The sequence below is a fragment of the Enterococcus plantarum genome (assembly GCF_001730295.1).
GTDB classification, from domain to species: Bacteria; Bacillota; Bacilli; order Lactobacillales; family Enterococcaceae; genus Enterococcus_L; species Enterococcus_L plantarum.
Window position 1 is genome coordinate 72,481 of sequence record NZ_MIKA01000001.1, and the last position, 12,403, is coordinate 84,883.

Annotated in this window: 13 protein-coding genes; 10 read left to right on the plus strand and 3 right to left on the minus strand. The window is 34.4% G+C overall.

Annotated elements, in window-relative coordinates:
* The first annotated feature begins 30 nt into the window (after positions 1-30).
* From BCR22_RS00310 to holA, 4 genes are all read left to right on the plus strand, one after another.
* Positions 31-654, plus strand: a complete 624-nt coding sequence (locus BCR22_RS00310) for a helix-hairpin-helix domain-containing protein (protein ID WP_069653009.1) — start codon at positions 31-33, stop codon at positions 652-654.
* Between the two features lie 165 nt (positions 655-819).
* Entirely contained in the window at positions 820-1,329 is a 510-nt protein-coding gene (locus BCR22_RS00315; protein WP_069653010.1) for a ComE operon protein 2, read from the plus strand.
* Positions 1,330-1,516: 187 nt separating this feature from the next.
* Positions 1,517-3,634, plus strand: a complete 2,118-nt coding sequence (locus BCR22_RS00320) for a DNA internalization-related competence protein ComEC/Rec2 (RefSeq protein ID WP_476729617.1) — start codon at positions 1,517-1,519, stop codon at positions 3,632-3,634.
* Positions 3,635-3,683: 49 nt separating this feature from the next.
* Positions 3,684-4,715, plus strand: coding sequence for a DNA polymerase III subunit delta (holA, locus tag BCR22_RS00325; RefSeq protein WP_069653012.1), 1,032 nt, complete (start codon positions 3,684-3,686; stop codon positions 4,713-4,715).
* 160 nt (positions 4,716-4,875) lie between these two features.
* Here the strand turns inward: holA and rpsT are convergent, their stop codons facing one another.
* Entirely contained in the window at positions 4,876-5,130 is a 255-nt protein-coding gene (gene rpsT / locus BCR22_RS00330; RefSeq protein ID WP_010764753.1) for a 30S ribosomal protein S20, read from the minus strand.
* A gap of 278 nt (positions 5,131-5,408) precedes the next feature.
* Here rpsT and BCR22_RS00335 point away from each other — a divergent pair, with 278 nt between their 5' ends.
* From BCR22_RS00335 to BCR22_RS00345, 3 genes are all read left to right on the plus strand, one after another.
* Positions 5,409-6,386: an inorganic phosphate transporter gene (locus tag BCR22_RS00335; protein WP_141706519.1), complete on the plus strand. Its 978-nt coding sequence runs from the start codon at positions 5,409-5,411 to the stop codon at positions 6,384-6,386.
* Between the two features lie 12 nt (positions 6,387-6,398).
* Positions 6,399-7,022, plus strand: a complete 624-nt coding sequence (locus tag BCR22_RS00340; protein ID WP_069653014.1) for a DUF47 domain-containing protein — start codon at positions 6,399-6,401, stop codon at positions 7,020-7,022.
* 71 nt (positions 7,023-7,093) lie between these two features.
* Positions 7,094-7,732, plus strand: a complete 639-nt coding sequence (locus BCR22_RS00345; RefSeq protein WP_069653015.1) for an HD domain-containing protein — start codon at positions 7,094-7,096, stop codon at positions 7,730-7,732.
* 52 nt (positions 7,733-7,784) lie between these two features.
* Here BCR22_RS00345 and BCR22_RS00350 read toward each other — a convergent pair whose 3' ends face one another.
* Both BCR22_RS00350 and BCR22_RS00355 read right to left on the minus strand, forming a co-directional pair.
* Positions 7,785-9,698: a heavy metal translocating P-type ATPase gene (locus BCR22_RS00350; RefSeq protein WP_069653016.1), complete on the minus strand. Its 1,914-nt coding sequence runs from the start codon at positions 9,696-9,698 to the stop codon at positions 7,785-7,787.
* Positions 9,699-10,012: 314 nt separating this feature from the next.
* Entirely contained in the window at positions 10,013-10,843 is an 831-nt protein-coding gene (locus tag BCR22_RS00355; RefSeq protein WP_069653017.1) for an undecaprenyl-diphosphate phosphatase, read from the minus strand.
* A 178-nt stretch (positions 10,844-11,021) separates the two neighbouring features.
* Here BCR22_RS00355 and BCR22_RS00360 point away from each other — a divergent pair, with 178 nt between their 5' ends.
* From BCR22_RS00360 to BCR22_RS00365, 3 genes are all read left to right on the plus strand, one after another.
* Complete coding sequence (locus BCR22_RS00360) at positions 11,022-11,513, plus strand: PTS sugar transporter subunit IIA (protein WP_069653018.1); 492 nt, start codon at positions 11,022-11,024, stop codon at positions 11,511-11,513.
* Between the two features lie 209 nt (positions 11,514-11,722).
* Positions 11,723-11,878, plus strand: a complete 156-nt coding sequence (locus BCR22_RS15135) for a MupG family TIM beta-alpha barrel fold protein (RefSeq protein WP_167351491.1) — start codon at positions 11,723-11,725, stop codon at positions 11,876-11,878.
* A gap of 111 nt (positions 11,879-11,989) precedes the next feature.
* Positions 11,990-12,235, plus strand: a complete 246-nt coding sequence (locus tag BCR22_RS00365) for a hypothetical protein (protein ID WP_069653019.1) — start codon at positions 11,990-11,992, stop codon at positions 12,233-12,235.
* Positions 12,236-12,403 lie beyond the last annotated feature (168 nt).

A 12,403-nucleotide genomic window follows, 5' to 3' on the forward strand; every position in this document is an offset into this window, starting at 1 on the left:
GCGTATCTTTATTTAGAAGGGGGGGAAATCATGGATTATCGTAAATTAATACAACAATACAAACAGTATATTATCAGCGGTATTATTTTGTTTAGTATTACTTGCAGTGTTATTGTCATCGTTCTTGTTAACTCTCGTCAAGATACGTTACCAGAAGACGAATTGGTTCCAAATTCGGTGAGTTCACTTCAATCGAGCGATCAAGAATCAACTATAGCACAAATATACGTGGATATAAAGGGCGCTGTAGAAAAACCAGGATTGTATGAAGGAACTCTGAATATGCGCGTCTGGGACGCTGTGATGCTTGCTGGTGGGGTGAAGGATATTGCGGATACGAAAAGAGTCAATTTTTCTGAGCGAATTGCCGATCAGATGGTCATTTACATACCAGAGATAGGTGAAGAAGCCCAAAGCGCCGAAAATAATAGTCAGTCAGAGGAGAGTCAAAGTGAAGACGTAAATAAAATCAATCTAAATCAAGCCAGTGAAGCTGAATTACAAACGTTGCCTGGTGTTGGTCAAAAGAAAGCTCAAGAGATCATTCGTTATAGGGAAGAAAATGATGGATTTAAAACAATAGAAGAGATAAAGAATATCTCAGGTTTTGGTGAAAAAACATTTGAAAAATTAAAAGATGCTATTACTTCATAGAATTGACGAGAGTTAATCGATATAAGATGCAACAATTTTATAAATATCATGTGTCGGTTCTTGACGAGACTTTTTCTATAATTTACTATTTGTATATCCTATTACTAATTCAAAAGAATCAGCAAAAATAAATTGGACAATAACTACATAAAAAAGGAGAATAAAATGACATTAGAACGAATTCCTTGGGATCAATATTTTATGGCACAAAGCGTGTTATTATCATTAAGAAGTACTTGTACACGTTTGGAAGTTGGGGCAACAGTTGTGAGAGATAAACGAATTATCGCAGGGGGATACAATGGGTCGGTTAGTGGAGACGTACATTGTATTGATGATGGCTGTTATATGGTTGACGGACACTGTATTCGCACGATTCATGCTGAAATGAATGCTATTTTACAGTGTGCCAAATTTGGTATCCCGACAGATGGAGCTGAAATTTATGTGACTCATTTTCCTTGTTTGCAATGCACGAAAATGATTCTACAAGCAGGAATCAAAAAAATTCATTATTTAAAAGATTATCGGAATGACCAATATGCAATGGCCTTGATTGAGCAAGTTGGCGCAACGGTAGATCAAGTAACGTTATCCAAAAAATACTTTGCTGAATTACAATTAGGAGAAGAAGAGACTGCTTCACTGGAAGAAGCTTCTCAAACAGATCAATAACTACTGGATTTTTCCAGTACTTGTAGGTATAGGAACAGTTTTTTTAATTTTAGAACCTAGCTTTTTAAATGGTATTATTTGGTTTTATTTTATTAGTCGAATTCTTGGCACAAGAAATAAGGCGATTATCAGCGTCAGTATTTTGTGCCTGTTTATTCTAGCTATTTCTTGCTGGTTGACCTTAAACGTGGAGCACCAAAAAAAGTTTCCAGAAGCAGTCGAAGTGGGTGGCCATCTATCTGTGTTGCCTGATAAATATACAATAGATGGTGATAGTCTTCAAATGGAAGGAAGCTTCTATATATCTAAAAAAGAAAAGCGTAAAGTGGTCGCTTTTTATCGATTTCGTTCAGAACGGGAAAAACAAAGTTGGCAAAAAATAAATATGCCTATTGATATTACTCTTTTGGGGGAATTTGAAGTACCGTTAGCTCAAACAAACCTTAATGGATTTAATTATCGAAAGTATTTAAAAGAGAAGGGCATCTATCAAACCTTATCGATTAGAGACATTTACAAAATCGAAACTGGAAATCCAAAGATGTATGATGTTTTTGCTTGGTTAAGTTGTTTTAGAAAAAAAGCGATTGATCATTGTGATAATCTGTTTTTGAAAGAAACCTCGTTACATCTTAAAACACTGATTTTTGGGTTTAAATCTAGTGAATTTTCTCAAAAAGAAGACATGTTAGCTAACTTGGGAATACTTCATTTGTTTAGTTTGTCTGGAATGCATGTGACATTTTTTATTGGAAGTTTCAGGTCTTTCTTCTTACGATGTGGGATCACGATTGAAAGGTTATTTTGGTTACAATTGTTGTTCTCAATTATTTATGCAGGATTAACTGGCTTCTCTATAAGTGTTGTTCGAGCATTGATCCAAAGTATGATTTCACTTGGAAATCGTGAATTTAAATGGCGCTTATCTGGGTTGGATTGTTGGAGTTTGTCATTAGTCGTTAACTTGGTTTTTCAACCTTATGTATTATTTTCAACTGGCGGTCAGTTGAGTTATGGCCTATCTTTTTTCATTTTATATGTTCATCCTATTGTAGAACGGGTTAACAAGCGATTTATTCGGATGTATTGTTTTTCACTTCTATTAACAGTTACGATGATTCCGTTAGTCGGACGAACATTTTTTGAATGGCAGTTAACAAGTAGCCTGTTTACGTTTTTGTTACTACCCATTTTTGAGCGAGCTATCTTACCCTTGTTAACGATTAGCTTTTTAGGATCATTCATTTATAAAATAAAACTAGTGATCGATAGTCTAGAACTATATTTCGTCATGCAACAATCCATTTTTGAGTGGTTAAGTCGATACAGCACCTTTACAATTGTTACGGGCGTTTTTACACCAGTTCTTTTTTTGTTGATTGTTATAGTCCTTTTTTTAATGCTACACTTGATGTATCAACGTTCAAAAAAAGTTTATTTGTTAGGTGCAGGGTTACTATTGTTGATGAATAATAAGTATTTTTCTTTCATTGGTACGATTGCTTTTATCGATGTTGGACAGGGAGATAGTATTTTTATCCAAACGCCGTTTCATCAAGAGAATATTTTGATTGATACGGGTGGGAGAATAGCGTTTGACAAAGAAAAATGGGCAATTAAAACCAACCAAACAATAAATGCTGATTATTCCGTCATCCCATATTTGAAAAGCAAAGGAGTAAAGTATCTTGACAAAGTATTGATTACTCATGGTCATATGGACCACTTCGGTGATTTACTTAAGATCAACGAAAAAATACCGATTCGTTCATTATACTTCCCGGAAGGAACAGAAAATAAATCTGCTTTTCAGCAAACGCTAAATCGTTTAAAGGCTAAAGGGATAAAATGTTATCCAGTTTTAGCAGGAGCATCTATTCGCCATTCGATTTCCTTAGAGATACTGGCTCCAACTACTGCAGGAACGGGTGAAAATAAAGATTCTATGGTTGTTTACACAAAGGTTTCTGGTCAACGCTTCTTATTTACAGGCGATTTAGAAAAAGAAGGGGAGCGACAATTGATACAGCGTTTTCCAACTTTGCGGGCAGATATATTAAAAGTAGGGCATCATGGGAGTAAGACGTCATCTGATTCTTTATTCATCAAGAAGATTAAACCCAGAGAAGGAATTATTTCTTGTGGACGCAATAATCGATTTAATCATCCTCATGAAGAAACGATTGTCACATTTGAGCAAGAGCAGATCGTTCAATTTCAAACAGATAAAAACGGAATGATCTATTATGAATGGACACCATTTTCAAAAATGTCATCAGTTAAAACAATCATGGAAGAAGACTAGCATTTCTTATAGTGCCATGATAGGATGGAAAAGAGAAATGAGGGAATTTATGAACTTACAAGAGGCATTAAAACAAGTCAGACAACAGCAGTTTGCTTCTGTTTATTTAATCCAAGGAACAGAAGGATATTTAAATGAGTTATTTAAAACAGAATTGATGGAGCAATTAATTAAAACAGAGGATGATCAATTTAATTATTCTTCCTTCGATATGGAAGAAGTACCGTTATCTGTAGCAATGGAAGAAGCTGAAACTATTCCTTTTTTTGGTGACTATCGGTTAGTTTTTATCGAAAATCCTTATTTTTTAACTGCTGAAAGAAAAATGAATGGATTAGACCATGATATTGATAGCTTACTCAACTATTTAGAACAACCATCTCCCACAACAATTTTAGTATTTAGTGCACAAGTTGAAAAATTAGATGAACGAAAAAAAGTAACGAAATCACTAAAAAAACAGGCTGAAGTTATTGATGTTAATCCAATGGGAGAACGAGAAGTAAGGCAATATTTAGATCAGACGATTCAAGGTGAAGGCTATGAGATTAGACCAGAGGCTTTTGATTTACTGCTGCAGTTGACGGATTTGAATTTATCCAAAGTCATGGGAGAACTACAGAAATTGTTTTTGTATTCCTCTGACAGCAAAATTATTTCGTTAAATGGCGTCAAGGAACTTGTACCTAAATCCTTAGAACATAATGTATTTGATTTGACCAATGATGTTTTAACTGGAAATGGTGAAAAAGCAATTCAATTGTATGAAGATTTATTACTGCAAGGTGAAGAAACTATTAAATTAAATGCGATTTTATTAAATCAAATCCGTTTATTTTTACAAACAAAAATTTTAGCAAAAGTAGGATATCAACAAGCGAATATCGCTGAAACACTTAAAATTCACCCTTATCGTGTTAAATTAGCTCTACAGCAAGTTCGTCGATTTGAACTAGATCGTTTGGAGGCCATCTACGATGAGCTAGTTGAGAATGATTATAAAATGAAAACAGGAAAAATGGATAAAGAGCTGCTATTTGAATTATTTATTCTTAAATTGTCTGGGCAAGTGAACAGATAACAGGAATGCGAATAAACCAATCGTCTATATCTCTAGCGCTGTTTATATAAAAAAAGAAATTAAAACCAAAAAAAGAAGTACGTGATCAAATCTGTTAGAGTTGATTACGTACTTTTTACACTAAAAAAGAAGCTAACACGAAGTTAGCTTCTAAAAATCCTTATTTTGCTAATTTTTTGCTTAGACGTGATTTATCACGGCCTGCTTTGTTTTTATGGATTAATCCTTTTGTTTCAGCCATATCAACAGCTTTAATAGCTTCTGTATATAACGCATCAACATTGTCAGCGCCAGCAGCTACAGCATCTTCAAATTTCTTGATAGCTGTACGCATTGCATTTTTTTGAGATGAATTTTGAGCATTCTTATTAGCATTAGTACGTACACGTTTAATTGCAGATTCAATATTTGGCATTTCTTTCACCTCCGATAAATTAAGGTCTTACACAGGAAAATCCATATGTAATTCAACACTAATCATTATACCTAATCCAAACAGGCATTGCAATAAAAGATGACAAGTTTTTTTCCTTAACAGTAAAAATATTGATTTTATCGCATGGAAATCGTTTTGAATTTACGGTTGATAGGAAATTTAGATACTTTTTTTTAAAAATATGCTATCATAACAGGGTAAAATGAAATGGTGGTGTCAATGTGAATATTGCTCTAATTGTAACGATTACCCTTGTGATGGGCGTTATTTTCGTCAATGGTTGGACTGATGCGCCTAATGCAATTGCAACCGCTGTCTCAACTCGCGTTTTAAAGCCGAATGTTGCGATTTGGATGGCTGTCGTAATGAACTTTTTTGGTGCGTTGGTGATGACATATTTTAATGCACAGGTGGCAGAAACGATCAGTAACATTGTTAGTTTTGATGCACAAGGGAATGCTTCACAAGTGGCTTTAGCAGCATCTTTATTTTCAATCGTGGTCTGGTCAGTAGCAGCATGGTATTTTGGTATTCCAACTAGTGAGAGTCACGCGTTGATTGCTGGCTTAACAGGTTCTGCAATGGCTTTAGGAGGAATCGGAGCAGTTAATGGTTCTGAATGGTCGAAAGTACTTGTTGGACTAGTCGTCTCAACAGTCATGGGCTTTGGTGGAGGTTATCTTGTCACAAAGCTAATTGTAATCCTTTTCAGAGGTGTAGCTAGAAGAACAGCAAATAAAGTTTTCACCTACGGACAAGCATTTGGTGCTGCTGCAAATGCCTTTTTCCATGGTGCGCAAGATGGTCAAAAATTCATGGGCGTATTCATGTTAGGACTTTATTATAATAATTTGGCAGAAAAGTCTGGTTCAGGATTTATCATTCCAATTTGGGTCATGATTCTTTGCTCTGTCACAATGGGGTTTGGCACATCTGTAGGTGGTATGAGAATTATCAAATCAGTTGGGATGGACATGGTAAAATTAGAACGGTATCAAGGATTTGCAGCTGATTTAAGTACAGCTGTGTGTTTATTTGCGGCTTCAATCTTTGGTATTCCTGTTTCTACTACACACACTAAAACAACTGCAATCATGGGTGTGGGTGCTTCCAAACGAGTATCAAGTGTTGATTGGCGTATTGTAAAAGAAATGCTGATTGCTTGGATCTTGACATTTCCAGGTTGCGGGATTATTGCCTTTATTATGGCAAAATTATTTATAGCACTATTTTAAGGAGAGAATAAAATGGCTAGAAAAAAGCAATTTGATTATTTTGGTGAATTAGAGCATTTAGCAAAAAATGCGCATCAAGCAGCAGAATTATTAGAAATGATTACGCTTAATTATTCACTTGAAACATTGGAGAATGAAGCAGAGAAAATTCATTTATTAGAACGTGAAGGGGATCAAATCGTTCAAAAAATCATGAATGAATTATATATTTCGTTTATTACTCCTATTGATCGTGAAGATATCGTAGAAATTACACAATGTCTAGATGACGTACTTGATACTATCAACAGTATTACTTACTTACTTAGCAGCTTAGTTGTGAAAGAGCTAAATGATAATGCCATGGTCTTTATTACATATGGAGTAAAAGCTACGGCAGGTGTATTAACTGCAACTAAAGAGTTTGCAAAATTTAAAAACTCAAAAACATTGCATACAATGATCAATGAAGTAAGTGAAATTGAGGGGAAAGCTGATAAATTATACAGTGAAGCGTTAAAAGATTTGTTTACGAATGAGCAAAATCCCATTGAAGTTATTCGCTGGAAAAATGTCTATGATCAATTAGAAGAATTTTTAAATGCCAGTGAATCAGTTGTAGATGTAATTGGTGGCTTAGTCATAAAAAATAGTTAATAACGATAATAGGTTGAGGTAAATCAAAATTTATCTCAGCCTAATACTCTACATTTAGTCGGAGGAATTGAATGGATAATAAATACATTGATGAAATTAGACGTTTTAGCCTGTCAAAAATGGAAAAAGATCAAACAGGTCATGGTCTGGATCATATAAATAGAGTTGTTCGCTTAGCAGATAAAATCGCTGGAACTGAAACGTGTAATCATTTTATCGTTACAGCTGCAGCCTATCTTCATGATACTGTGGATGATAAATTAGTGCCTGATTCGCACCAAGCATTTCAACAGATGGAAGAATTTTTACAAGATATTAACGTTCCCAATGATCAAATTCAGCAAATAACTCATATAATCATGAACCTTTCTTTTAGTCAAGAGATTAACGGAACAGCAGAAAAACTAACGATTGAAGGACAAATCGTGCAGGATGCTGACCGCTTAGATGCTATGGGCGCAATTGGAATTATGCGGACGATTTATTATGGCGCACGCAGAGGAAATCCAATTTATAATCCTGAAATCAAACCAAGAACCCTTCAGTCAAAAGCCGAATATCGAGAAGAAAGCACGATCATCAATCATTTTTATGAAAAAATTCTTTTACTTAATAAAAGCTTGAATACAGAATATGCGAAAGTATTAGGCCAAAAACGCCAAGAATTTTTAGAAGTTTTTTTAACTGAATTTTTTGAAGAATGGAATTAAAAGAAGCAACTGAAAATAACGCTATCAGTTATCCAGTTGCCCTTTTTTACGCTTATACAAATTTCGTTTTTTGTGTGTGGTATTTTTTAGAGACGTGACGTTCATTTGGGATCGTTTTTAACATTCTTAATCCATTTAAAATAACAAGAATTGTGCTTCCTTCATGCCCTATAACGCCTAGTGGCAAATTAATCATTTGAAAAAAATTAGATAGAATCAACAATACGATGACTCCAGATGAAAAAACAATATTTTGAGTGACGATTCTTTTTAATTTTTTTGAAAGAAGGTGACTCATTTGAAGCTTCTCTAAGTCATTTTTCATTAACACCATATCTGCTACATCCATCGCTATATCAGTTCCTTGCCCCATGGCAACACCAATTGCAGCATTGGCTAAGGCAGGTGCATCATTTATGCCATCTCCGACCATTGCGTTGATTCCATAACGCTCTTTTTGTTTCTTGATTATAATGGTTTTATCTTCAGGCAAGCAATTTGCATGGATTTCATCTATCTCAAGTTCAGTTGCCACAGCGGCTGCTGTTTTATCGTGATCTCCTGTAATCATTGTAGTATGGATACCCAATTGTTTAAAATAACTGATTACTTTTTTTGCTTCTGGTTTTGGAACATCTAAAAGACCAAAATAGGCAATGATTTCTTGATTTTTAAATAAACAAATCACCGTTTTACCTTCAATTTGCAGTTGTTCAATTTCTTGTTGTATTTCTTCATTTATTCTTGTTTGATCATCGAATTCACTTTTTCCAATTCGCCAAACGGTTGAATCAATCGTTGTCTCCATCCCGAAACCGATAATATTTTTTACATCGATTTGACCATAGACTTCTGTATTATCATGATCAAAACGGGTAATAAGCGCTTGTGCTAATGGATGAGTTGATTGTCTTTCCATCGCTAAAAGTATATCTAAGCCTTCTTGCTTATTTTTTAAAAATACGGCATCTGTCACTACAGGAATGCCACGAGTTAACGTTCCAGTTTTGTCAAAAGCGATTGCTTTTAGAGAAGCTAAATTTTCTAAATAAACGCCACCTTTAAACAGCACACCATTTCTTGCACCATTAGAGATAGCAGCTAATGTTGCAGGCGTGGCTGAAGCGACTAAGGCGCAAGGGGATGCAACGACTAATAAAACCATGCCTCGATAAAAACTTTCATTCCATGACCAGCCTAAAAATAAATAAGGAATCAAAATCATTAATGGGATTGCAATCAAGACGATTTTCACATAGCGATTTTCCAGTTTTTCAATAAAGCTAGCTGTTTGTGAAGGTGTATTTTGAGCCTCATTTACGAGTCTGATAATTTTAGCAAATAAAGTATCTTCACTATTTTTACTAACGGTCATCGTAATTGCCTCACCTAGATTGATTGTCCCACCAAACAACTCGTCATTGCGTTGTTTTTCAACTGGAACAGATTCTCCAGTGATTGCCGCTTCGTCAATAGTGGAAGTCCCTTTACTTAAAACGCCGTCGATTGGAATACTTGCACCTTTAGGGACTAGTAAATGATCACCAATCTTTAATTGAGTAACAGCAACCTCAGTTGTTTTACCTAAATCATTTAGTAAGTAGGCTGTTTCTGGCTGTAGATTCATTAAACTGGCTATTTCTTTTTTACTTTTAGTTGTCGTATATTCTTCTAGCGCACCACTAAGGCAGAAAATGAAAGTCAGCATAGCGCCTTCGAACCAATTACCAATAATACACGCTCCAATTGCTGCTAAAGCCATAAGTAAATCGACATTTAGATGTTTATGTTCAAGCGTATCAACTACCCCTTCTTTTGTTTGTTTATATCCACCAAATATGATTGCGAAAATGAAACTAATCGGATAAAATGCTGTTCCTGATTTTTCTAAAATAAATCCTACGATCATAAATACTAAACATAAAATAGTGGATAGTAATGCTTTTTTTTCTTCTGAATACTTCATGATTATCACTCCTCACAAAAAAGAATAGCATAAAATAAATCTAATTGATAATCATAATACCTAAATGAGAATGATAGTGATTATCATTTAGTTTAAATGCTTATTTAAAAGTGTTTTAATATATTTTTGAAGAATATTTATTCTAATTAATATTGATAATCATTATCAACAAAAATAGAAAGTATGTATCAATTTCTAAATAAAAAAAGGGTGTGGGACATGACTCTAAAAGTCACACCCCACACCCCTAAGGAATCAGGATAAACGATGGTAGAAGAAGCAACTACTACGCTTTGCTTCAATCTCAATTGTTATTATGAAAATAGCCAATAACTGATGAGTAATACACCAAGTACAATTCGATACCAACCAAAAGCAGTAAAGTCGTTTCGTTTTAGATAGTTCAATAAGAACTTGATCACAATAATTGAAACAACAAAAGCTACAATCGAACCAGTCAGTAGAATAAGAATTTCACTAAATCCAAATGTATTTCCTTTCATGACGAACTTTACAATTTTTAGGAAGCTTGCGCCGAACATAACAGGAATACCAAGGAAAAATGAAAATTCTGTTGCGACAAATCGTGATGCACCGATAATGATAGCGCCAAGAATTGTTGCACCTGAACGAGAGGTACCTGGAATCAATGATAAGACTTGAAAAAAGCCGACAATTGCGGCAGCTTTATAGGTAAAGTCTCTCAAATCAGTACATTTTGGTTTACGATCTCGATTTCTTTTTTCAATCACTACAAAAGCAACCCCATAAATAATCAGCATCAATGCTACGGTAAAGAAGTTATGGAATTTTGCTTCTAGCCAGTCATCTAACGGAATCCCAATGATAGCAGCTGGGGCACAGGCAACAACAACTTTTGACCAGAGAATCCATGTATCTTTCTTTTCTGTTTCATTTTTTTGCGGTGAGAAGGGGTTTAACTTGTGGAAATAAAGAACGACGACAGCCATAATCGCACCAAGCTGAATCACGACATTAAACATTTCCATAAAGTCTTTGCTGAGGTTCATTTTAATGAATTCATCGACTAAGATCAAATGTCCTGTACTACTGATCGGAAGCCATTCAGTTACGCCCTCGATAATACCTAGAATAATTGCTTTCCATAAATTTGATAAAAGCATAGGTTCAATCCTTTCCAGCATAAAATAGTAAATCACTAATAGTATACCTTTTAGTATCAGAAAAACCAACTAACTTTTAATGCGTGCAAAAAAAATTAGAAACAAGCTACTTCAGTGTTGTAATTATTCTGAGAATTTTTTATACTAGTACTATTCATAAAAATTGGAGGAAAAATAAATGTTTGGATTTTTGAAAAAGAAAGAACCAGTTCAATTAAATGAAACGCTATATGCAGTAGCAACGGGAAATTTGATCCCAATTAGTGAAGTCAATGATCCTGTTTTTTCACAAAAAATGATGGGGGATGGCTTTGCGATTATTCCGGAAACAGGGGAAATTTATTCGCCAATTGAAGGAGTTGTCTTAAGTGTTTTTCAAACAAAGCATGCTGTGGGCATGAAAATGGCAAATGGGCTTGAAATTTTACTTCATATGGGTATCGATACAGTTGAGCTTAATGGAGAGCCTTTTAATATAAAAGTAAGTGAAGGGTCTAAAATATCACAAGGAACGTTAATTGCTGAAGTTGATTTACAAGGCATCATATCTGCTGAAAAAGCAATCGATATGGTGGTTGTGATTACGAATATGGATGCAGTAAAAAGCTTCGATCTTAATAAGACAGGACAAGTCAATGCAGGTGAAGAAATAGGAACTGCTAAAGCATAAGCAAGTAGTTAGGATGACTCAAAAGGGCAGAAAAACATTAAACCGTTTTTCTGCTCTTATTTAGTTTTTATTGAAAATAAATGTTGAAATAAATATAAAAATACACTTAAGTTGAACTATAATTTTATAAAAACTATGGATGAAAGCAGATTAGAAAAGAGTGGATACGATGTATGGAATGTCGAATTCCTTAAGTGAAGAGAGGACTTTTGAAATGCGTATGTATTCAAAAAATGAGCGAAATCAGTTTTAAAGGAATATTTACTTCCTTACATATCCCAAAAGATGATGCATTAGTATTTGTGGGACGGTTGAAAGAACTTGATCAAATTGCTAAAAATACAGAGATGAAATTGAAAGTTTGAAACCTTAGCATAAATATTATACGTGATCTGAAATAGTTATTTTTCAGATAGTGGCTTTTTTTCTGGGAAACAAATAGTAAAGAGGACCAATAAAAGACAGGTTGCCTACTCTTGAAAAATCGCTATGATAATCCATTTTCAGCGCCTTTAGATTTAAGTGAGAATTATCTGGTCGATGATGTTTATCTGGGCGAACACAAAAATTGTATAGACGAAGTCCTTGATGTGATTCGCATTGAGGATACACGTTTCAAAAAGATAAAAATAATCCAGCCAGAATTATTACTAAAGCGAAAAATCGATAGCGTAACAATTGATAATTTTTTTATGGAAGGGATCTGGGCGGAATTCAAATAAAAAAATCAATGTCGTTGCACAACTTGTATTAGAGGACTGTTCATTATTGCGGTTAATAAAAGTAAACAGATTCACAATGGATCATCATTTGTTTGCATCTGCAATTGGCACAAATAAACGAAAGGAATTTTTATTGGAATCTCACATTCAGGTACAAATCAGGAAATA

Excerpts from the sequence above, each read along its gene's own strand:
- BCR22_RS00360 (WP_069653018.1), top strand. The coding sequence starts at position 11,022 with ATGTTTGGATTTTTGAAAAAGAAAGAACCAGTTCAATTAAATGAAACG.
- BCR22_RS00340 (WP_069653014.1), top strand. The coding sequence starts at position 6,399 with ATGGCTAGAAAAAAGCAATTTGATTATTTTGGTGAATTAGAGCATTTA.
- BCR22_RS00315 (WP_069653010.1), top strand. The coding sequence starts at position 820 with ATGACATTAGAACGAATTCCTTGGGATCAATATTTTATGGCACAAAGC.
- BCR22_RS00345 (WP_069653015.1), top strand. The coding sequence starts at position 7,094 with ATGGATAATAAATACATTGATGAAATTAGACGTTTTAGCCTGTCAAAA.
- BCR22_RS00350 (WP_069653016.1), bottom strand. The coding sequence starts at position 9,698 with ATGAAGTATTCAGAAGAAAAAAAAGCATTACTATCCACTATTTTATGT.
- BCR22_RS00310 (WP_069653009.1), top strand. The coding sequence starts at position 31 with ATGGATTATCGTAAATTAATACAACAATACAAACAGTATATTATCAGC.
- BCR22_RS00335 (WP_141706519.1), top strand. The coding sequence starts at position 5,409 with ATGGGCGTTATTTTCGTCAATGGTTGGACTGATGCGCCTAATGCAATT.
- BCR22_RS00355 (WP_069653017.1), bottom strand. The coding sequence starts at position 10,843 with ATGCTTTTATCAAATTTATGGAAAGCAATTATTCTAGGTATTATCGAG.
- holA (WP_069653012.1), top strand. The coding sequence starts at position 3,684 with ATGAACTTACAAGAGGCATTAAAACAAGTCAGACAACAGCAGTTTGCT.
- rpsT (WP_010764753.1), bottom strand. The coding sequence starts at position 5,130 with ATGCCAAATATTGAATCTGCAATTAAACGTGTACGTACTAATGCTAAT.